This is a genomic window from Rhodococcus sp. 5G237 (assembly GCF_053764735.1).
Genome location: NZ_JBSNCD010000008.1, coordinates 53625 through 74976 on the forward strand (window position 1 = coordinate 53625; position 21352 = coordinate 74976).

The window sequence follows — 21352 nt, forward strand, 5'->3', positions numbered from 1 at the left end:
CGGGGAGAATCATGTCGCCGGGCCGGCTCTGCCGTGTCCGGCGGCGCACATACAGGAGATCGGACTTACGTGAAGGTTCAGCCTAGCGTCAAGAAGATCTGCGAGAAGTGCAAGGTGATCCGCCGCAACGGTCGGGTCATGGTGATCTGCGAGAACCTGCGTCACAAGCAGCGTCAGGGCTAGATCCACCTTCGTCTCGAAGATCTGCTTGGCAACAAGCACGAAGACCTTCCAGCACCAGTCGCGTGGTTACGATCCTCGATCCGTCGAGGAGCTGCGCGATCAACCCCCGGTACGGAGGCCGGGGCCCCACTGTGTTTTTGAATCACACAGTTCTTCGACGCAGGGGACGGGCTGGGAGCAGACCTCCGCACACCGAATAGGAATGCCACATGGCACGTCTCGCAGGTGTCGATCTTCCCCGCGAAAAGCGGATGGAGATCGCACTCACGTACATCTACGGCATCGGCCGTACTCGCTCCCAGGAGATCCTCGAGGCCACGGGTGTCAACCCGGACCTGCGCAGCAAGGATCTGACGGACGAGGACCTCGCCAAGCTCCGCGAGTACATCGAGGAGAGCTACAAGGTCGAGGGTGACCTCCGTCGCGAGGTTCAGGCGGACATCCGCCGCAAGATCGAGATCGGCTGCTACCAGGGCCTGCGACACCGTCGTGGTCTGCCCGTGCGTGGACAGCGCACCAAGACCAACGCCCGCACCCGTAAGGGTCCGAAGCGCACCGTCGCAGGAAAGAAGAAGTAATGCCTCCCAAGTCACGCAGCACCGGTCCGAAGAAGACCCAGAAGGCACGGCGCAGGGACAAGAAGAACGTCCCGCACGGTGCCGCTCACATCAAGAGCACGTTCAACAACACCATCGTGTCCATCACGGACCCGCAGGGCAACGTGATCTCCTGGGCGTCCTCCGGCCACGTCGGCTTCAAGGGTTCGCGCAAGTCGACCCCGTTCGCCGCGCAGCTCGCCGCCGAGAACGCCGCCCGCAAGGCGCAGGAACACGGTGTCAAGAAGGTCGACGTCTTCGTCAAGGGCCCGGGCTCGGGCCGCGAGACGGCGATCCGTTCCCTCCAGGCCGCAGGCCTCGAGGTCGGCACCATCTCCGATGTCACCCCGCAGCCCCACAACGGTTGCCGTCCGCCCAAGCGGCGTCGCGTCTAACGGGAAAGGAAGGTAAAGAATAATGGCTCGTTATACCGGTCCCGTTACCCGTAAGTCGCGTCGTCTCCGTGTCGACCTGGTCGGAGGCGATCAGGCCTTCGAGCGTCGCCCCTACCCGCCCGGCCAGCACGGCCGCGCGCGGATCAAGGAGAGCGAGTACCTGCTCCAGCTGCAGGAGAAGCAGAAGGCCCGCTTCTCGTACGGCGTCATGGAGAAGCAGTTCCGTCGCTACTACGAAGAGGCCGCCAGCCGCCCCGGCAAGACCGGTGAGGTTCTGCTGGTCATCCTCGAGTCGCGCCTGGACAACGTCGTCTACCGTGCCGGCCTCGCCCGCACGCGTCGTCAGGCCCGCCAGCTGGTGAGCCACGGCCACTTCCTGGTCAACGGCAAGAAGGTCGACATCCCCAGCTACCGCGTCTCGCAGTACGACATCATCGATGTCCGCGAGAAGTCGCTGAGCACGCTGCCCTTCCAGGTCGCCCGCGAAACCCAGGGCGAGCGCCCGGTTCCGGGTTGGCTGCAGGTCGTCGGCCCGCGTCTGCGGGTGCTGGTCCACCAGCTCCCCGAGCGCGCGCAGATCGACATCCCGCTGCAGGAACAGCTGATCGTCGAGTACTACTCGAAGTAAGACACTTCGGTGTCGTGGTGTCCTCCGGTCCGTCCGGGCGGGAGGACACCGCTCCATTCCACTAGGGCGTCATATGGCGGACGCCCACAAGGAGGCAACAGATGCTCATCTCTCAGCGACCCACACTGACCGAAGAGGTCATCGCTGAAAACCGCTCGAAGTTCGTCATCGAGCCGCTCGAGCCTGGCTTCGGGTACACCCTCGGCAACTCGCTTCGTCGCACCCTGCTCTCGTCGATCCCGGGCGCCGCTGTCACCAGCATCCGCATCGACGGTGTTCTCCACGAGTTCACCACCGTTCCCGGCGTGAAGGAGGATGTCACCGACATCATCCTGAACCTCAAGGGTCTCGTGGTGAGCTCGGAAGAGGACGAGCCGGTCACCATGTACGTCCGCAAGCAGGGACCGGGCACCGTCACGGCCGGCGACATCGTGCCCCCGGCCGGTGTCACCATTCACAACCCGGATCTGCACATCGCCACCCTGAACGACAAGGGCAAGCTGGAGATCGAGCTCGTCGTCGAGCGCGGTCGCGGCTATGTTCCTGCCGTGCAGAACAAGGCGTCCGGCGCCGAGATCGGCCGTATCCCGGTCGACTCGATCTACTCGCCGGTGCTCAAGGTGACGTACAAGGTGGAAGCGACCCGCGTCGAGCAGCGCACCGACTTCGATCGGCTCATTCTCGACGTGGAGACCAAGAACTCGATCAGCGCGCGGGACGCGCTCGCCTCGGCGGGCAAGACCCTCGTGGAGCTCTTCGGTCTGGCTCGTGAGCTGAACGTCGAAGCAGAAGGCATCGAGATCGGTCCCTCGCCCGCCGAGGCCGACCACATCGCCTCCTTCGGACTTCCGATCGAGGACCTCGACCTCACGGTCCGGTCCTACAACTGCCTCAAGCGCGAAGGTGTCCACACCGTCGGCGAGCTCGTGGCACGGACGGAGTCCGACCTGCTCGACATCCGCAACTTCGGCCAGAAGTCCATCGACGAGGTCAAGGTCAAGCTGCACTCGCTCGGCCTGTCCCTCAAGGACAGCCCGGCATCGTTCGATCCCAGCACCGTCGCCGGCTACGACGCCGCGACCGGTACCTGGAGCGATACCGAGGCCGGCTCCTTCGGTGACAACGACGGCAACGAGGACTACGCCGAGACCGAGCAGCTGTAGCAGCTCACGGTCCGTTACTAGGAGAAAATCATGCCCAAGCCCAAGAAGGGCGCCCGCTTCGGCGGATCGGCCTCGCATCAGAAGGCGCTCATGGCCAACCTGGCCACCGCGCTCTTCGAGCACGGCCGCATCACCACCACCGAGGCCAAGGCCAAGGCCCTGCGCCCGTACGCCGAGAAGCTCGTCACGCACGCCAAGGCCGGCACCCTGGCCTCGCGTCGTGAGGTGCTGAAGGTCATCCGCAACAAGGACGTCGTCCACTCGCTGTTCGCGGAGATCGGTCCCTCCTTCGAGGACCGCAACGGCGGCTACACCCGCATCATCAAGACGATGCCGCGCAAGGGCGACAACGCCCCCATGGCCATCATCGAGCTGGTGCGCGAGAAGACCGTCACCTCCGAGGCCGACCGCGCTCGCCGCGTCGCCGCCTCGCAGGCACCCGCCGAGGACAACGCGGTCCAGGCCGTCGAGGCCGAGGCCACCGACGCCGAGGTCGCGAATGCCGACGCCGTCGTCGAGGGTGTCGAGGACACCAACGCCACGGCTGCCGACGCACCCGAGGCGGACGAGGCCAAGAAGGACTAGTCCACTTGGTTTCGGCATCTGCTGAAGCTCACGAGCCCGCCGTCCCTTTTGAGGGCGGCGGGCTCGTGGCTTCTCACGAGACAACTCGTCTGCGACTCGACATCTCGTACGACGGCACCGACTTCTCCGGCTGGGCACGGCAACCAGGACGTCGCACGGTGTGCGGGGAGATCGAGGAGAAGCTCTCCGCGATCGTCCGTACCCCCGTGCTGCTCACCGTCGCCGGTCGCACCGACGCCGGCGTGCACGCGTCCGGGCAGGTCGCTCACGTCGACGTCCCCACCGCGGCGTTGCCCGACGATCCGTCGCGCTGGGTCCGTCGTCTCGCGCGGTTCCTGCCCCGCGACGTGCGGGTCACCGGGATCTCCGTCGCCCCCGAACATTTCGACGCGCGGTTCTCGGCGATCCGGCGTCATTACGAATACCGCCTCACCACAGCGGTGTACGGCGCCGAACCGTTGCGTGCCCGCGACACCGTCGCGTGGCCGAAGGCCGTCGATCTCGATGCGATGCAACGCGCGTCGCAGTCGCTGCTCGGCCTGCACGACTTCGCCGCCTTCTGCAAGCGGCGGGAGGGTGCAACGACCGTACGCGAACTGCAGCGATACGACTGGACCCGCGAAGGTGACATCCTCACCGCCTACGTCAGCGCCGACGCCTTCTGCTGGTCGATGGTGCGCAGCCTCGTCGGTGCCGCCCTGGCCGTGGGGGAAGGGCGTCGCAGTGTCGAGTGGATGACGGCCCTGCTCGACGAACGCGAACGTGCGGCGTCCGTCGCGGTGGCACCGGCCCACGGCCTGTCACTGGTCCGCGTCGACTACCCTGCTGACGAGGAACTGGCCGCGCGCAACGCTGCGACGCGGGAGACGCGCGGGCCCATCACGCCCGGCTGTTGCGGATGAAGGGAACGAATGTGCGCGCACGACGGTTTGCGTTGATGGGGACGATCGGGGCGGTCGCCGTCTCGTCGCTGGTCCTGCCCGGTGCCGCGGTCGCCCACGCCGAGGATCTCCCGGTCGCCGCGACCGGCGAGACCCGGTCGCAGAGCGCGACTGTCGAACGCATCGAGAAGCACACCGACCGCGATTGGTCGCTGTTCGTGTACTCGCCGTCGATGGAACGCACCATCGAGCTTCAGGTGTTGCGCCCGGCCGACACGAGCGCGCCGCGACCGGTCTTCTACCTGCTCAACGGTGCCGGTGGGGGACTGGACCGCGCAACCTGGCGTGAGCAGACCGACATCGTGGAGTTCTTCGGTGACAAGAACGTCAACGTCGTCACTCCGGTCGGTGGCGCGTTCAGCTACTACACCGACTGGCTCGAGGACGATCCCGTTCTCGGACGCAACAAGTGGACGACCTTCCTCACCGAGGAGATCCCGTCGGTGGTCGACGAGACGCTCGGCGCGAGCGGCCGCAACGCGATCGCCGGTGTGTCGATGTCGGCGACGTCGGCGCTGGCTCTGGCGCAGCAGGCGCCCGATCTCTACCAGGCGGTGGGTTCGTACAGCGGATGCGCCGAGACCGCGTCGGATATCGGTTCGCGCTACGCGGAGATCGTCGTCGCGTTCGGCGGGGGCGAAGTCGAGAACATGTGGGGACCGGTCGCCGGTGAGCACTGGACCGAACAGGATGTCGTGCTCAACGCCGAGAAGCTGCGCGGCAAGGCCGTGTACGTCTCCACGAGCAGTGGTGTCCCGGGTCCGTACGAATTGAAGGCATGGGAGCAGGACGGTGTCGCCGTCCTTCCCGATGTGGCTCTGCTCGGGCTCATCGAGGCCGGCGTGAACGACTGCACGACGCGACTGCGCGGTGCGCTGGACGCAGCCGGGGTCGAGGCGACCTACTCGGTCCGGCCCGACGGCACCCACACCTGGGGCTACTGGCAGGAGGCCCTGCACGATTCGTGGCCCGTGCTCGGTGGGGCCATCGGCGCCTGAGCCGAGAGCGCTGCGCTCGAAAAGTCACCGAGGGGGTGAGGTCCGCGACCTCACCCCCTCGGGCGTTCTCACATGCTCGTCAGATCAGCCAGTCCAGGAAATTGAGGACGTTGCTGATGAGCGCGTCGAGCGAACCGAGAAGCATGTGGTGACCTCCGTGTAGAAAACGAATTGGACGTATGTCCAGAGCTGATTCAAGCGAAACTGCCGGTAACGGGCAACCTCGGCCAATGTGACAAATATCCGTCGAGAAGTTGTTAACGCGCGACTGTCGACGCACGAGCGAGCGCTTCGGCGATCATGCGGTGGCCCTCGGCCTCGTAGCAGTCGTCGCCCACATGGAAAGCCCACACCGCGACCGCGACCGCCGTGCGGACACGTCGGCGGAACCACGCGTCCTCCTCACGGGGATCCTCGCCGTAGCCGCGCAGGAAGGCCTCCTCGGCGCCGGGGACCCGGAGGAACTCGCGCACCGCGAGCCGCTCGAAGTCCTCACCCGCCGGGCGCATCGCGGCACGTCCGAAGTCGATCACCTTCACCCTGCCGGCGTCGTCGGCGAGCCAGTTGCGGCTCTGCCAGTCGCCGTGGGTGGGCACCAGGGTGGCCGTCGGTGTCGGCCACCCCTCGACCATCGAGCGCAACCGGCCGACGACGTCGGGACCGATGCGGTGCGGTGCCGCGAGCCACCGCAGCGTCTTCGTGTTCGCCGATCGCTCGTACCCCTCGTCCACGACCCGCTCCTGGCAGTGGAACTGGGCGAGCAACGCGCCGGCCTGTTCGTAGACGTCCGGACGGGACGACGCGGCCGTGCCCTGAACGAGCCGGCCCGGAAGGTATTCCGTTACGACGAGTTTCGCCGCGCGGTCGGCGAACACCATCCGGGCGGCGCGACCGCACCGGACCCACGGAGCGGTCCACCGTTCGTGGGCGCTGATCTCGCGGCCGATGTGCCGGTCCGGAGTTCCGCCCGCCTTCACGACCAGTCGCCCGTCGTCGGTGTCGACCGCGAGGACGGTGGTCGACACCAGGCCCCAACTCATGTCGGCGACCACGACGATGCGGCCGAACCGTTGCGTCAGCAGGTGGCGTTGCTGTGGAGTGAGCTCCAGGGCGTCCGGCATGCAGGCACTCTAGCGATCTTTCGCCGCGGGAACCCCTGCCGCTTCCGGCTCGCGATCGATCACCCCGCGAGGGAGCGTGCGATCACGAGTCGCTGAATCTGATTGGTGCCCTCGAAGATCTGGGTGATCTTCGCGTCGCGCATGAAGCGCTCGACCGGGAAGTCGCGGGTGTAGCCGTATCCGCCGAGGACCTGGACCGCGTCGGTCGTGACCTTCATGGCGGCATCCGTCGCGACGAGTTTGGCCACCGATGCCTGTCGCGAGTAGGACAGGCCGGCGTCCTTGCGCCGGGCGGCGTCGAGATAGGTGGCACGGGCCGAGTCGACGGCCGCGGCCATGTCGGCGAGGACGAACCCGAGGCCCTGGTGGTCGATGATGCGCTTGCCGAAGGCCTGTCGTTCCTTGGCGTAGGCCGTCGCCTCGTCGAGCGCGGCCTGGGCCAGACCCGTCGCGACGGCGGCGATTCCCAGGCGTCCGGAATCCAGTGCGCTGAACGCGATCGGCAGTCCCTGTCCCTCGACGCCGATCCGGCGCTCGGCCGGGACGAAGGCGTCGTCGTAATGGGCGGAGGTGGTGGGGATGGCGTGCAGGCCCATCTTCTCCTCGGGCTTGCCGAAGGACAGGCCCTCGGTGCCGGCGGGCACGAGGAAGCACGAGATGCCCTTGCTGCCGGTGTCGGCCGTGCGGGCGAACAGGGTGTAGAAGTCGGCCTTGCCGCCGTTGGTGATCCACGCCTTCGAGCCGGTGATGCGGTAGCCGCCGTCGACGGGCTTCGCGCGGCACGCGAGGGCCGCGGCGTCGGATCCGGCCTGCGGCTCGGAGAGGCTGTACGCGCCGATGGTGTTGCCGCCAAGCATCTCCGGGAGCCACTTGTTCTTCTGCTCGTCGGTGCCGTGGGTGGCGAGCGCGAAGCACGACAGTCCGTGCACGCTCACCGCGACCGCCACGGCCGCCCAGCGGGCGCCGAGTTCCTCGAGGACCTGCAGGTAGACCTCGTAGGGCTGGTCGCCGCCGCCGAACTCCTCGGGGTACGGCAGGCTCAGCAGTCCTGCGGCGCCGAGTGCGGGGAAGACGCCCTCGGGGAAGGTCTCCTTGCGCTCGTGCTCGTCGACGCGCGGGGCGAGTACCTTGTCGGCGACGTCGCGGGTGAGGTCGATCAGGTCGTAGGCCTCGCGGGTGGGAAGCAGACGCTCGACGGGCACGGTGGTTCCTCCTGGAAGGCTGGGGACCGAAAATAGTACTGAGGACGATACTGCAGTACTGTTTTCGGTATGGCAAGAGTCGGTAGCCGGCGACCCACCGCCCGGCAGGCGCAACTGTTCGACGATCTGGTCGCGTTGTTCCTGGCAGAAGGCTTCGCACACCTGACCCTCGACGACATCGCCGCGCGCCTGCGCTGCTCGAAATCGACGCTCTACACACTCGCGGAGAACAAGGACCGGCTCGTCTACGCGGCAACCGTCCACTTCTTCAAGGGTGCCGCCGAACGGGTCGAGGCCGACGTCGCGCGGGCCGCGGACGCCCAGGCACGCATCGGCGTCTATCTCGAGGCCGTGGGGCGCGAACTCGAACCCGCCTCCACGCGGTTCATGGAGGACATCGCCCACACGCCGGTCGCGCGCGAGGTCTACGAACGCAACACCCGGTTCGCCGCCGACCGCGTCCGCCAGCTCATCTCCGAGGGAGTTGCGGCCGGCGAACTGCGCGACGTCCACGCGGCGTTCGTCGCCGACGTCGTGGCCTCGGTCATGGTCCGCATCCAGCAACGGCAGGTGGCCGAGGCAACCGGTCTCGAGGACGCACGTGCCTACCGGGAACTCGCCGCGCTGCTCGCGCACGGGCTCTCGGCCGCACCGCACCTACGATCGACCCTATGACCACGGCTGCACCGAACGATCCGATCCGCCTCGAGGTCGTCGTCGCGAGTGTCCGCGCCGGTCGCATCGCGCCGGTCGTCGCCGACTGGTTCGCGGCCACAGCGCGGCGTCGCCCCGAGTTCGACGTCGGCGTCCTCGATCTCGCCGACACCCCGCTCCCGCAGGACCTCTCGGGCGGGCCCGACGCCGACGCCTTCACCCGCCGCATCGGTGCTGCGGATGCCTTCGTGGTGGTGACCTCCGAGTACAACCACGGTTATCCCGCCGCGCTGAAGACGGCCATCGACACCGTCAAGCGTGAATGGCGCACCAAGCCGGTCGGATTCGTCTCCTACGGTGGCCTGTCCGGCGGCCTGCGCGCGGTCGAGCAGTTGCGGCAGGTCGTCGTCGAGGTCCACATGGTGCCGGTGCGGCAGTCGGTGAGCTTCCACCGCGTCAAGCACGCCTTCGCTGCCGACGGCACCACGAGCGACGAGGCCGCGATCGACGGCGCGGAACGCATGCTCGACCAGCTCGCGTGGTGGGCACGCACCGTCCGCGCCGGAACCGCTCTCGACCGCTATCCCGGCTGAGACGCCGGATCCGGCATGCGCGACCGGCCGAGATGGGTGCTCTCCGCCGCGATCGTCACGAGTGTGAGGGGCGTGCGTTCGTCGCCCGCCGTGAGCACGACACGGTCCCCGGCCGCTCCGGGTTGGAGCAACGACACCGTGGGGCGCTCGCGCGGCCATCCGTCCGGATGGATATGCACGTGGATCGCGGTCGCGTGCGGCACGGACGAGGTGGGCGGGACGCCGTCGTAGACGACCGTGTCGAAATCGCGGTCGCCCGCGTACTCGCCCGCCAGACGCAGCCGGTCGGGTCCGGCCGCGGATCCGACCAGGCCGCGCCACGCGCCGGGGCGGTCGGTGTGGACGACGACCCGCGCCCCCACCGCGACGGCGCGGAAGACCACCTGCTGGGCGAGATACAACTCACCCGCGATGTGGACCGAGCGGACTCCGGGACCGGTGAGACGCGCGGTGACGGCGCGACCGGCGTCGTCCGATCCGACGAGCTGCCCACACCCACCGGCCGGAAGAGCGAGGGCGTCGAGTTCCCCGGTGCGCGATTCGCGCAACGGAACCCGGTCCTCCAGCTGCGGAACCCCGAGGGGCAGTGCCGCTGTGAGAAGTTCGGCGTGACGTCCGTACGCCGGGAGCAGCCCGGCCACCGAGGGGACGTCCGCCTCGCGCGTGGTGAACCGTGCCAGCGCCCCGACCCGAACCGACCCGTCATCACCCGGTCGCAACCGGAGGACCAGAGTCGACGCCAGGGTCGGATGCGACCAGATCGCCGCCGTGTGGTGGCGGTCGATCCGTCGGGGATCGAAGGCGCCGCCCGAATTGAAGGCAGAGGACAGGGCGACGTGTCGGTGCGTCGGGACCCACTCCGTCGCCGGCACCCCGTGGGAGATACGCAGCGCGGCCTGTTCGATCTCGCTCGCGGTGAGCAGTCGCGCACCGTACCCGGCGTCGCCGAGCGCGCGGATCACGCGCCGCGCCGCCGCGACGACGGTCCGGGCCGCACCTTCGGAGCCTCCGCCTCTACGGGCGGCAGCGGCCGCGCAGGACGTGACATCGAGTCGGAGCACCACCCGCACCGTGCGTTCGGCCGCGGCGGGAAGCGGGCCCAGCAACTGCGCGTAGGCGTGGCCCGCGGGGGTCGAGTCGCGAACCCGGCGCCCCTGCACCACGACATCGATCCCGTCCAGAACGACATCGTGCCGGTACAGGCAGGCGGCGATCGCGTCGAGAGGAAGGGTTCGCCCCGTCTCCTCGCTGTCGCGCCCGAGCCGGGTGATCGCGCCGGCCTGGGAGGTCAGCTCGAGAACGACGGTCGCGTACGGGCCGTCCCATCGCACCCCCACCGGGACCGCCGACCCGACATGGAAGTCGCGGAGGACACCCGAGACGGGGACAGCCTCCGTGCGTCGGCGCAGAACGGTCGCGATCCATTCGGCTGTGCCGCGCCCGCCGATCCGCACGAGGCACAGCGCGGCCGACGGCACGGCGATCGCGCAGGCCACCCACACGGACGCCCCCGACACCACCGCCAGCGCCCACACGAGGACGGCCACGCACTGCGCACCCACGAGCCGCACGGCGACACGACTTCTCGTCCCACCTGCTGTTGTGCTGATCCGTGCACCGTTGGGTGCTGTGCCGACCCGTGAATCCTCCGACTCGGATACGGTCCGTTGCATCGATCCCCCCGAACGACGGCCGGCAATGATTCCGGCGCGGTGCCGACCTTCCCCCTGACCGCGCGGAGCACCTGTGGTGAGCGCCCGGCAGGACTGTACTGTGTTGCGCCAGAGAGCGTGCCGTACGGGGGGAGATCGATGGCAGCGCAACCGACCACGCGATGGCAGGTCAGTGGATACCGTTTCCTGGTACGACGCATGGATCATGCGTTGGTGCGGGGCGACGTACGAATGATCCACGATCCCATGCGTTCCCAGTTCCGGGCGTTCGTCGTCGGAATCGTCGTCGCGTGTGTCGTGCTGGGAGGCTGTGCCGCCCTTGCCCTGTTCCGCCCCCAGGACCGGATCGGTGATGCTTCCGTCGTCGTCGGACGCGACTCCGGTGCGCTCTACGTCGCGATCGACACGACCTTCCATCCCGTCCTGAATCTCGCGTCGGCGCGGCTGATCCTCGGATCGCCCGCCGAACCGGCGGTCGTGGCCGACGAGGAACTGACGACACGACCACGCGGACCGCTGGTGGGGATCCCGGGTGCGCCATCCTCCCTGGTCCACGATGCAGAGGAGGTGCCGTGGACGGTGTGCGACGTCGCCGACCCGAACGGTCTGCAGTCCTCGACCACCGCCGTGCTCGCCGGCACACCCGACCACCGGGCAGGCTCGGTACTCGCCGGCGACGAAGCGCTCCTCGTGACCGCGGACGGCAGATACCACCTGCTCTACGAGGGCAGGCGCGCCGAGATCGACCCGAACGACCGGTCGCTCGTGCGCCTGCTGGGCATCGACGTCTCCCGTGCGCGCCCCGCGAGCCCCGGACTGCTCGCCGCCGTGCCGGAGTCGCCGAAACTGACGGCACCCGTCATCACCGGCGCCGGAGGTGTCCCGGGCGTGTCGATTCCGGGTGTGCGAGTCGGGTCGGTCGTCGCGGTGTCCGAACCGGACGGTCAGAGTTTCCACGTGGTGCTCGAGAACGGTGTGCAGGAGGTCTCGCGGGCCACCGCGCATCTCATCCACTTCTCGGATTCGCAAGGAGCACCGGAGATTCCGGTGGTTCCGCCCGACGTCCTCGCGGCCGCGCCGGTCGTGCACGAACTGCCGGTCGACACCTTTCCCGAGGTCGTCCCGCGGATCGTCGATCCGGGGGAGAGACCGGTGGCGTGCTCGACCTGGCAGCCGGGCACGGGCGAGGCCGACCGGCACCGCTCGGCTCTGCGGTTGTCCGCGGGGACGGCCCTGCCCACCGGTAAGGACGCGGTGCCCGTGGCCCCGGCCCAGGCCGACGGTGCCGGACCGCAGGTCGACGCGATCCACATTCCGCCGGGCCGCGGCAGATACGTGCAGACCACCTCGCTGACCTCGGACACCGGCCGTCTCGGTTCGTTGTTCTACGTCGCCGACACCGGTGTGCGGTACGGCATCATCGATGCGGACGCCGCTGCGGCGCTCGGCTTCACGGATCCACCCGTCCGGGTCCCGTGGCCGATCCTGCAGTTGCTCGCGCCGGGACCCGTGCTCGGCCGGGAACAGGCACTCCTCGCACACGACGGTGTCGCCGCGGACCCAGGGGCGGTCCCCGTCCGGGCGGGCAACTGATTCAGGTGCGTGATCGGGCGAGTCGTCGTGCCGGTGCAGTGAGGACGAGAACGAGGACGGTCGCGGCGATCACGGCTGCAGCCGAGATCAGCGCGATGGTGCGCGGCCGGTGATCCGGTACCGGGGGAGGAGTCGGCTCGGCGACGGCAACCGCCGGCACCGGCTCCGCGCGCTCGGCCGGCAGCGGAGCGGTGACGGCGGCGAGCGGGTCGACGACACCGTGCCCCACCTGCGGATTCCATCCTTCCGCGGGGGAGTGGGCGGTGTTCTCGATGCGCGTCATCACCTCCCGGGCGGACAACTGCGGGTGCCGCGAGCGCACCAGCGCGACCGTCGCCGCGACGAGCGGCGCCGCGAAACTCGTCCCGGACACCGGTCTGCCGCCCTGGGGGCCGGGGATCAGGTCGGCCAGACCATCGGTGCCGGGATTGAGCGAGACGAGCCCGCTCCCGGGAGCGGCGACGTCGACCCATGGCCCGGGCAAGCTGTACTCCGCCGGTGTGCCGTCGTCCTCCACCGCACCGACGGTGAGGACGTACTCGTCGTACCAGGCCGGTGATGCCAGGGTGACGACCGAATCCCACGGATCCGCACCGGGATCGGCCGGATCCGCCGAGCGCGGATTGCCTTCGCGGCAGGTGTCGGTGTTGCCGGCCGCCGCGACGACGACCGCGTCGTGCACATCCGTCGCGTACTGCACCGCCGCTCCCAGCGGACCGTCGACGAGGCCCTCTGCGACCGTCCGGCAGGCGACCTCGGAGATGTTGACGACGGTGGCGCCGAGGTCCACCGCATGTCGGACGGCCGCTGCGAGGGTCCGTACGTCGCCGTATCCGGAGGCGTTGCGCGCGGCATCGTCGTCCGATCGGGAGCGGTCGGAGAAATGGCCGCTCGACTGGCGGATGGCGATGATCCCCACGTCGGGTGCGCCACCGGCGAAACCCGATCCGGGTGTCGGCCGCGCTGCGATCAGCCCGGCGACGAGGGTGCCGTGCGCGTCGCAGTCCTCGGTGCCGTCGCCCGTGGACACGTAGTCGCCACCCGGCATCGGGGCCGGCAACCGCGGATGCGGATGGACCCCGGTGTCGATGACAGCGACCACCTGCCCGGCTCCCCGGGTGATCGGCCACACGGACGCGAAGTCGAGGATGCGTTGTGCCCGAGGGGTCTGCGGTCCGTCGGGAGCATCCGGCAGTTCTGCGCACAGCACCCGCATCTCGGTGGCCTCGGGAGGCGCAGGCGTCGCGCCGACGGGTAGTTGCGCCGGATCGGGTACCGGGGGCGCGGCGGTCGCGAGACCCGGTGTGACGGTCGCTACCAGGGCAGTGAGGACCAGGACCGCGAACCGACCTGACAGCCGCACCGTCACAGTCCGCGGATCGCTGCGTACACACCGGCGACCCAGCAGGCCAACGGCACGACGGTGGCGATGGTCGCGTACTCGGCGATCTCGGCGATCCGGCGTTGCACCGGAGTGAACGTCCGTCGCGGCGCGACCACCCCGAAGAGGAAACCGGCGCATGCGAGACCCGTAGCCGATGCGAACACCGCCCACGGCGGCAACGCTCGGCTCGCTGCCGCACCGACGAGCAGCCCGAGCAGCAGTACCGCGCCACCCGCCACGAGGGGAGCCGCCTGCGCAGTCGCGGTGTAGGTGCGGCCTCGGAAGACCAGGACCACGGCCGACGCCACGGCCAGTGCTACCGCGGGGACGGACACCTCTCCGTCCCACGGGAATGCGGCGCACCACGCTCCGCCCGCCGTGAGTAGGACGACGGCGTGGACGATCCCGGTGAGCGCGCTGCGCGCCCGGTCCGCGCGGTGCTCGAGCTCCGCCGGTGACGGCAACCCGGACACGTTGCTCTCGGTGGTCTCCGGTTCGAGCGGAGCGCCCGGAGCGGGGACAGGAGGGATGGGAAGTTTCGCGAGCATCGCCGCGAGGCGCGGTGCCGTGCCGGCGACCAGCAACGCCACCACCACCGTTCCGGCTCCGAGGGCGCGCGCATCGAGATCGGTGGTCGATGCGAGGGTGGCCGTCACGACGACACCCGCGGCGGTCGCGGCGACCGCCGTGCACGGTGCGAGGCCGATGCGGGTGACACGTACGGCGAGCACTGCGACCGCACCGGTCAGTGCCGCGGCGAGGACGAGACGCGGCGCCGGCGATTCGCCGGGAACGAGCAGCGCACCGGCCGTCGCTGCGAGCGGGAAGGTGCACCACAGCAGCGCGGTCGCGGTCCGTCGATCGTCGTGGAGCCGGGCGAGGATGCCTGCGGCGAGCAGCACCAGGAGAGGCAGTGCGGCGCACACGGCTCCGAGGGTGAGACGGCTCGCGCCGTCGGGCAGGAACAGCAACGGTACGCAGCCCGCGGCGAGGGCGACCGGACCCAGGACGGCCGCGATGAGACCCGACGGGCCCGCACCCCACGGCGTCGTGGTCCGGTCCGAGGCCGCGACGCTGTACATGACGTCGTCGAACAACGGTGGAGGAGCGGGGGATCCGGCATCCTCCAGGACGAGGATCTCCCCGTCGCGGACGCCGTGCTCGTCGAGACTCAGCACACCGGACAGCGGGGCCCGACCGATCCGGGCGAGTGCCCAGCCGTCGGGTTCCGAGCGTTCGGGTGTCGCGTCGAAGTCGTTGTCGGGCCGGTGGCCGGCGACGAGATCCACGATCCCCGGGAGCAGCAGCGCCACCGGAACGTCGAGGGGCAGCGCGAGATCGACCTCGGTGTGGCGGGCGAGCACGGTGATCCGGCACAGATCCGGGGCGCCCACCTGCCCCGGGGTCTCGGATCGCGCACGCACAGATGTCATCGGCCTCGGTTCCCCCCGTCACTGCAGTCCGAACGACGCAGACCATACGACATCGTCCCGACCGGTGTCGTGCCCGAGTTGTCCGTCGAGGGACCGACGGGCGAGCAGGAGCACGGAAGGTCGCCGCCATGGGTTAGTCTTCCACGACCGTGGGGCCGTAGGGGGCGGCCGACGGCGTTCCGGGGGGTGACGAACGTGAGTACCGTGCGTTTCGTGCGCAGAGCACGGCGGGAGGCACCGCGCGTTCCCAGCGGCGAGGTGAGTGTCCAACCGCCACCGGACATCCCCCGGGCCACGCCCGGCAATCTGGTGACCAGACTGCTCCCGCTCGTGATGGTCGCGGCGATGATCGGGATGGTCGCGCTGATGTTCACCACCGGCGCCGCACGCAGCCCCATGGCGATGATCTTCCCCCTCATGATGGTCGTGTCCCTGGTGGGCATGCTCGCCAACAGTGGTCGCAGCGGGGCAACGAAGACCGCCGAGGCGAACGAGGACCGCAAGGACTATCTGCGCTATCTCGACCAGCTCCGGCGCGAGGTCACCGAGACGGCGCACGAACAACGTCGGGCGCTCGAATGGTCGCATCCCGACCCGGCCCTGCTGTGGACCCTCGCCGGCACCGTCCGGATGTGGGAGCGACGCAGCACCGATCCCGACTTCGGCCACCTCAGGGTGGGGCGCGGCGGGCAGCGACTCGCGACCCGGCTCGTGCCTCCGGACACCGGACCGGTCGAGGATCTCGAACCCGTCGCCGCCCTCTCGCTGCGCAGGTTCGTGCGTGCGCACTCGGTGGTGCAGGCGCTGCCCACGGCCGTGTCGCTGCGGGGTTTCGCCGCGATCGGCATCGAGGGCGATCGCGGCGCGGCGCGCTCGCTCGCGCGGGCGATGCTCGCGCAGGCGTGCACCTTCCACGGTCCCGACACGCTGCAGGTCGCCGTCGTGTGCGGGCCCGACACCGCCGCGGAATGGGAATGGATCAAGTGGCTGCCGCACGCACAGAACCCCGTCCTGCGCGACGGTGCGGGCAGTGCACGCACGGTGTTCGGTTCGCTGTTCGAACTCGAGACCGATCTCGCGGCGGTCCTCGCCGGTCGCAGCAGATTCGTCCGGAACGCCCCGGCCACCGAGGGGGCCGTGCATCTCGTCGTGGTCGTCGACGGCGGGGTCACGGGATCGGGTTCGGGGGTGCTCGACGACGGTCTCGACGCGATGACCGTGCTCGACCTCTCCGGTTACGCCACGCGGCTCAGCGCGACGCGCGGCCTGCGCCTGGTGGTCGAGGACGGACGGGTCGGGGTCGCCACCGGCACCGATGTCGACATCTTCGCCGATGCCGACGGCATCGGGACTCCGCAGACACAGACGCTGGCCAGACTCCTCGCGCCGTACCGGGTGACGAGCGGGGCGATGGACGAGAGCGCCGGCGACGACCGGCCGTCGAACTGGCAGGAGCTCCTGGGACTCGGGGACGTGGCCCGCTTCGACCCCGCGCAGGCATGGGCGCCGCGCCGCGGACGAGACCGCCTGCGGGTACCGATCGGTGTCGGCATCGACGGTGCGCCCGTCGAACTCGACCTCAAGGAGGCCGCCGAGAACGGGATGGGACCGCACGGATTGTGCATCGGCGCAACCGGTTCGGGAAAGAGCGAATTCCTGCGGACGCTGGTCCTCGGTCTCGTGGCGACGCACCCACCGGAGGCGCTCAACCTGGTCCTCGTGGACTTCAAGGGCGGCGCGACCTTCCTCGGTCTGGACCGGATCTCGCACGTCGCGGCGGTGATCACCAACCTCGCCGACGAGATCGCGATGGTCGACCGCATGAAGGACGCCCTCGAAGGCGAGATGAACCGCCGTCAGGAACTACTCCGGACCGCAGGCAATTTCGCCAACGTCGGCGACTACGAGAAGGCCAGGGCTGCAGGTGCACCGCTCGACCCGCTGCCCGCGCTGTTCATCGTGGTCGACGAGTTCTCCGAACTGCTCTCTCAACAGCCCGAATTCGCCGACCTCTTCGCGGCGATCGGACGTCTGGGCCGGTCGCTGCACATGCACCTGCTGCTCGCCAGCCAACGACTCGACGAGGGGCGTCTCCGCGGTCTCGACAGCCACCTGTCGTACCGCATCGGCCTGAAGACCTTCTCCGCCAACGAATCGCGGAGCGTCCTCGGTGTTCCCGACGCCTACCATCTGCCGTCGACACCCGGCGCCGGATATCTGCGGACCGATTCCGCCGACATCCAGCGTTTCTCCGCGGCGTACGTCTCGGGACCGTACGAGCCCGGCCGCCCCACCCGGCGCACCCGATCGGCGGTGCCGGCCGGCACGTCCCGGCCCCGGCTCTTCACCGCGCGGGCGGTGCCGGTCGACGCCGGTCCGCCCGCCCCGGTCACGGAGCCGCTCCCGGTTCTTCCCGCGGGCGACGGTCGGAGCGTGCTCGAGGTGGTCGTCGACCGGATCCGGGGGCACGGAACACCGGCGCACGAGGTGTGGCTTCCTCCGCTCGACGACTCCCCGTCGCTCGACATGCTGTTGCCCAGGTCGGTGCTCACCGGCGACGTGCCGCGTCACGCAGTCCTGCGCACCGTCGTCGGTGTCGTCGACCGGCCGTTCGAGCAACGCCGCGACCCGCTGGTGGTCGATCTGTCCGGGTCGGCCGGCAATGTCGTGGTGGTCGGCGGCCCGCAGTCCGGAAAGTCCACACTGCTGCGCAGCCTCGTCCTGTCGATGGCCCTCACGCACACCGCCGAACAGGTGCAGTTCTACGGTCTCGATTTCGGTGGTGGCACGTTGTCCGGTCTGGCCGGCCTGCCGCACGTCGGTTCCGTCGCGGGGCGGCACGACACCGACCGGGTGCGCCGCACGGTCGCGGAGATGATGTCGCTGCTGCGTCGTCGCGAACGGTCCTTCGCCGAGAACGGTATCGAGTCCATGGCCCAGCTGCGGCGGATGCGCGCCGACGCGGTCGCACCGGCCACCGACGATCCGTTCGGCGACGTCTTCCTCGTCGTCGACGGCTGGCCCAGCATCCGGCAGGACTTCGAGGCGCTGGAACAGACGATCGGGATCCTGGCCGCTCAGGGCCTGTCCTACGGCATCCACGTGGTGCTCAGCGCCCCGCGTTGGGGTGACGTGAGGCCCGCCATGCGCGACCTGCTGGGTACACGGCTCGAACTCCGCCTCGGCGACCCGTCCGACTCCGAGTACGGCCGAAAGAGAGCGGCGATGGTGCCGGAAGGGCGGCCGGGACGCGGTATCGACCGCGACGGCCTGCACATCCTGGGGGCGCTGCCCCGGGTGGACGGAAGCTCCGATCCGGCCGATCTCGCGGTCGGGGTCGCGGCGGCGGTCGAGGCCGTCCGTGCTGCCACGCCGGGGCGTTCGGCGCCGCCGGTGCGCATGCTGCCCGAACGCATCGACCGATCCGACCTCCTCGCAGCTCTGCCCGCAGGGTGGCCGCCACCGGCCGACGCGTCCCCGGCGACCCGGCTCTCCGTCCCGATCGGCATCGACGAATCCGAACTCGCGCCCGTATCGGTGGATTTCACCGACCATCCGCACCTGTTGATCTTCGGCGACTCGGAATGCGGCAAGACCAATCTGCTGCGAGGGCTGTGCCGCGGACTGGTCGAAGCCGGCAGCGGTGCGCAGACCAGGATCATCGTCGGCGACTACCGCCGCACGCTGCTCGGCGTCGTCGGCGGCGACCATCTGGGGGGATATGCCCCGTCGGCGACGGTCTTCGCGGCCATGGTCCGCGAACTCGCCGGAATCTTCGAGCGCCGGTTGCCGGGCCCCGACACGACGCAACAACAGCTGCGCGATCGATCGTGGTGGACCGGACCCGAAGTCTTCGTGGTGATCGACGACTACGACATGGTCGCCACCTCGGGCCAGAATCCGCTGCTGCCGTTGCTCGACTATCTCCCGCAGGGACGCGACATCGGTCTGCACCTGGTGGTCGCGCGTCGCTCGGGTGGTGCCGGACGCGCGATGTACGAACCGATCCTCGGGCGCCTGCGGGAGTTGTCGACTCCGGGTCTGATCATGAGCGGTAGCCGCGACGAGGGAGCGCTCGTCGGCGCGGTCCGTCCGTCGCCGATGCCGCCGGGCCGCGGCACGCTCGTACGACGCGACGGCACGGCGCTCGTCCAGACCGCCTGGGCGCCGGAGGTGTGATGGCGATTCGGGACGAGACGGTCGTCGCGGTCGCGTTCACGCTGACACCCGGGTCCGTCCACATCGGGTGGCCCGGAACCACGCGCAGCGTGCCCGCTCTCGCAGCGGAACTCGGCGACCGGCGGGTCTACGGAGCGGCAGCGGAGGAACAGTCGGAGCCGGTCGGCGTCGCAGACGTCGTGGATGTCACGGAACTCGTGGATGCGGCCGCGGTCGGAGGGGAGACCGAACTCGGAGAACTGCTGAGCGGGCTCGTCTCCTACGCCGCAGCGACCGTGGGTGCACCGGACACCGGCGGGGTGGCGTGCGCGATACACCCCACCTGGTGGAACGAGCGGCGACGCGATCTCTTCCGGACCGCCGTGCGGCAGGTCGCGGGCGATACGATCCTGCTCCCGGTCGCCGTGGCTGCCGCGCGCGCCGCCGATCCTGCGCCGCACGAGCGGTGCACGGTGCTCGAATTCGCGGCCGGGGGAGCCACCGCCGTGAGCATCGCTCCGCCGGGACCCGACGGGCCGACCGTCGAACGCCTCGCGCGCGATCCGGGTCTGTCCGTGCACTCCCCGGACGCCGCGACGCGACTCGAGGTCCTGCTGACCTCGGTGTGTGGCGGGGCAGGGCCGGAAGTCGTGGTGGTGACCGGCGGTCCGGGCGAACCGTACGGTGTCGAATCGTTCGCCCTTGCAACCGATCTCGTGGGTGCGGGCCGGCGGGTGGTGCCCATCGCGGCCTCGGAGATGCTCGGCGCCGTGACCGGCCCTCCAACGCCACCGGCCGGAACCGGAACGACCACGAGTGCCCCGGCCGTCGCTCCGACGACCGACGTACCCGACAGGACGTTGCCGTGGTTGAGCGAGGTGCGCGCACGCCCGGATCCCCCTCGTGCCGGGCGGGCCGGCACGGTGCGCACCCTGGTCGTCGCCGGGGCGGCGGTTCCGTTCCTGCTCGCCGCTGCGATCTTCCTGTGGCTGCTACTCACCGGAGAAGGCGGAGACGCGGAGATTCCGGATCCACCGGAAGTCGTTGCTGCAGAGGAGACACCGACCGACGCTCGTGAGCCGGAGTCGGCCGCCGACACCGGTCCCTCCCCGTCGACGCGGATCGACGCCGGTCCGCTGCACCTCGACCTGCCGGAGGGCTGGCGCGTCCGCGACCCCGCGACCGTGCCCGCGGGTCGCGCGGAACTGATACCGGTCGGCGGAACCGATCGCCGGATCCTGGTCGTGTACCGCGATCTCCCAGACGGGACCGACGAGCGCTCGGTCGCCTCCGCGTTGGCGGAACGAGCCGCCGAACGCGCACCGGTCATCCGCGACCTCGACACCGACACGACCTTCGCCGACCGCAAGGTCGTGGCGTACACCGAGGTTCCCGACGACTACTCGGTGGTGCGGTGGTCGGTCCTGGTCTTCCCGGGACTTCAGGTCTCGGTGGGGTGCCAGTACCTCGAGGAGGAATGGACCCGTATCCGCAGCGAGTGCGAGCAGGCCGTCCACACCCTCCGGGTCGGGTGAGAAAAGAAAGTCCACGAATTTCGGAAGGCGCGGAACCGATACCGGATCGGGTGCGTCCAACCACATGTAGGAGCCAGGACCGGCTCGACGCCGAGCCGGATGATCCACGCACGAGCGAAGGAGTACGCCGTTGACCCAACCGACCGGCAATTCGAATCACCTCACCACCGATGTGACGACCATGGAGGTCGTCGCGGGACAACTCCAGGACTCCCGCGCCGAACTCGACGCGATCCTCGGTCGCCTGACGGGCGTGGTGCAGTCCGCGCCGTCGGTCTGGCGGAGCCGCTCGGCGGAACAGTTCGCCGGAATCATGGAGCGCTGGAACGTCAACCACACCAAGCTGTCGAACGCCCTGGACGAACTGGCAGAAGCCGTGCGCACCAGTGGACGGTCGTACGCCGCGGCCGAGGACCAGCAGGCCCAGTCCCTGTCGGCGATCGACCCCGACGGTGGTTCGGTGCTCAACGGGTCGTTCACCTGATCCCCGCTCCTTCCGGCACACAGCCCCTCCGGC

At 69.6% G+C, this 21352-nt stretch carries 19 protein-coding genes; 14 read left to right on the forward strand and 5 right to left on the reverse strand.

Annotated features, from left to right (window positions below; genetic code table 11):
• Nucleotides 1–69 precede the first annotated feature (69 nt).
• From rpmJ to ACWPOC_RS19400, 8 genes are all read left to right on the forward strand, one after another.
• Complete coding sequence (gene rpmJ, locus ACWPOC_RS19365; protein ID WP_003938068.1) at nt 70–183, forward strand: 50S ribosomal protein L36; 114 nt, start codon at nt 70–72, stop codon at nt 181–183.
• A 209-nt stretch (nt 184–392) separates the two neighbouring features.
• Nucleotides 393–761 carry a 30S ribosomal protein S13 gene (rpsM, locus tag ACWPOC_RS19370; RefSeq protein WP_006554586.1) on the forward strand — a complete coding sequence of 123 codons (369 nt, stop codon included), beginning with the start codon at nt 393–395 and terminating at the stop codon, nt 759–761.
• The gene (rpsK, locus tag ACWPOC_RS19375) at nt 761–1174 is read left to right on the forward strand and encodes a 30S ribosomal protein S11 (RefSeq protein ID WP_006554585.1); all 414 of its coding nucleotides are present in this window, start codon (nt 761–763) and stop codon (nt 1172–1174) included. The genes rpsM and rpsK overlap by 1 nt, the downstream gene beginning before the upstream one ends.
• Before the next feature lie 22 nt (nt 1175–1196).
• Entirely contained in the window at nt 1197–1802 is a 606-nt protein-coding gene (rpsD, locus tag ACWPOC_RS19380) for a 30S ribosomal protein S4 (RefSeq protein ID WP_006554584.1), read from the forward strand.
• 101 nt (nt 1803–1903) lie between these two features.
• Complete coding sequence (locus ACWPOC_RS19385; protein ID WP_016694607.1) at nt 1904–2965, forward strand: DNA-directed RNA polymerase subunit alpha; 1062 nt, start codon at nt 1904–1906, stop codon at nt 2963–2965.
• Nucleotides 2966–2995: 30 nt separating this feature from the next.
• Entirely contained in the window at nt 2996–3550 is a 555-nt protein-coding gene (gene rplQ, locus ACWPOC_RS19390) for a 50S ribosomal protein L17 (protein ID WP_006554582.1), read from the forward strand.
• 65 nt (nt 3551–3615) lie between these two features.
• Entirely contained in the window at nt 3616–4452 is an 837-nt protein-coding gene (gene truA, locus ACWPOC_RS19395) for a tRNA pseudouridine(38-40) synthase TruA (protein ID WP_225623593.1), read from the forward strand.
• Nucleotides 4453–4487: 35 nt separating this feature from the next.
• Entirely contained in the window at nt 4488–5489 is a 1002-nt protein-coding gene (locus tag ACWPOC_RS19400; RefSeq protein ID WP_120279960.1) for an alpha/beta hydrolase, read from the forward strand.
• A 257-nt stretch (nt 5490–5746) separates the two neighbouring features.
• On the opposite strand, the gene ACWPOC_RS19405 is transcribed toward ACWPOC_RS19400, so the two are convergent.
• Together ACWPOC_RS19405 and ACWPOC_RS19410 are read right to left on the reverse strand one after the other, a co-directional pair.
• A complete protein-coding gene (locus ACWPOC_RS19405; protein WP_455409186.1) occupies nt 5747–6610 on the reverse strand; it encodes a phosphotransferase in 864 nt (287 codons plus the stop codon).
• Nucleotides 6611–6669: 59 nt separating this feature from the next.
• A complete protein-coding gene (locus ACWPOC_RS19410) occupies nt 6670–7812 on the reverse strand; it encodes an acyl-CoA dehydrogenase family protein (RefSeq protein ID WP_120279958.1) in 1143 nt (380 codons plus the stop codon).
• Between the two features lie 69 nt (nt 7813–7881).
• Between ACWPOC_RS19410 and ACWPOC_RS19415 the strand changes: the two genes are divergently transcribed.
• Both ACWPOC_RS19415 and ACWPOC_RS19420 read left to right on the forward strand, forming a co-directional pair.
• The gene (locus tag ACWPOC_RS19415; RefSeq protein ID WP_120279957.1) at nt 7882–8487 is read left to right on the forward strand and encodes a TetR/AcrR family transcriptional regulator; all 606 of its coding nucleotides are present in this window, start codon (nt 7882–7884) and stop codon (nt 8485–8487) included.
• On the forward strand, nt 8484–9059 hold the full coding sequence (locus tag ACWPOC_RS19420) for an NADPH-dependent FMN reductase (RefSeq protein WP_120279956.1): 576 nt from the start codon (nt 8484–8486) through the stop codon (nt 9057–9059). Before ACWPOC_RS19415 ends, ACWPOC_RS19420 begins: the two co-directional genes overlap by 4 nt.
• Here ACWPOC_RS19420 and eccE read toward each other — a convergent pair.
• A complete protein-coding gene (eccE, locus tag ACWPOC_RS19425; protein ID WP_455409187.1) occupies nt 9047–10630 on the reverse strand; it encodes a type VII secretion protein EccE in 1584 nt (527 codons plus the stop codon). The genes ACWPOC_RS19420 and eccE overlap by 13 nt on opposite strands.
• 240 nt (nt 10631–10870) lie before the next feature.
• Here eccE and eccB point away from each other — a divergent pair, with 240 nt between their 5' ends.
• Nucleotides 10871–12325: a type VII secretion protein EccB gene (gene eccB / locus ACWPOC_RS19430; protein ID WP_120279955.1), complete on the forward strand. Its 1455-nt coding sequence runs from the start codon at nt 10871–10873 to the stop codon at nt 12323–12325.
• A gap of 1 nt (nt 12326) precedes the next feature.
• On the opposite strand, the gene mycP is transcribed toward eccB, so the two are convergent.
• Nucleotides 12327–13694, reverse strand: coding sequence for a type VII secretion-associated serine protease mycosin (gene mycP, locus ACWPOC_RS19435; protein ID WP_183070544.1), 1368 nt, complete (start codon nt 13692–13694; stop codon nt 12327–12329).
• Nucleotides 13691–15142, reverse strand: coding sequence for a type VII secretion integral membrane protein EccD (eccD, locus tag ACWPOC_RS19440; RefSeq protein WP_455409188.1), 1452 nt, complete (start codon nt 15140–15142; stop codon nt 13691–13693). The genes mycP and eccD overlap by 4 nt, the downstream gene beginning before the upstream one ends.
• 195 nt (nt 15143–15337) lie before the next feature.
• Between eccD and eccCa the strand changes: the two genes are divergently transcribed.
• From eccCa to ACWPOC_RS19455, 3 genes are all read left to right on the forward strand, one after another.
• Nucleotides 15338–19321 (forward strand): type VII secretion protein EccCa, encoded by a 3984-nt coding sequence (gene eccCa, locus ACWPOC_RS19445; protein ID WP_455409189.1) that lies wholly within the window; start codon nt 15338–15340, stop codon nt 19319–19321.
• The gene (locus ACWPOC_RS19450) at nt 19321–20835 is read left to right on the forward strand and encodes a type VII secretion-associated protein (protein WP_455409190.1); all 1515 of its coding nucleotides are present in this window, start codon (nt 19321–19323) and stop codon (nt 20833–20835) included. Before eccCa ends, ACWPOC_RS19450 begins: the two co-directional genes overlap by 1 nt.
• A gap of 130 nt (nt 20836–20965) precedes the next feature.
• A complete protein-coding gene (locus tag ACWPOC_RS19455; protein ID WP_225623589.1) occupies nt 20966–21319 on the forward strand; it encodes a WXG100 family type VII secretion target in 354 nt (117 codons plus the stop codon).
• The last annotated feature ends 33 nt before the right edge of the window (nt 21320–21352 follow it).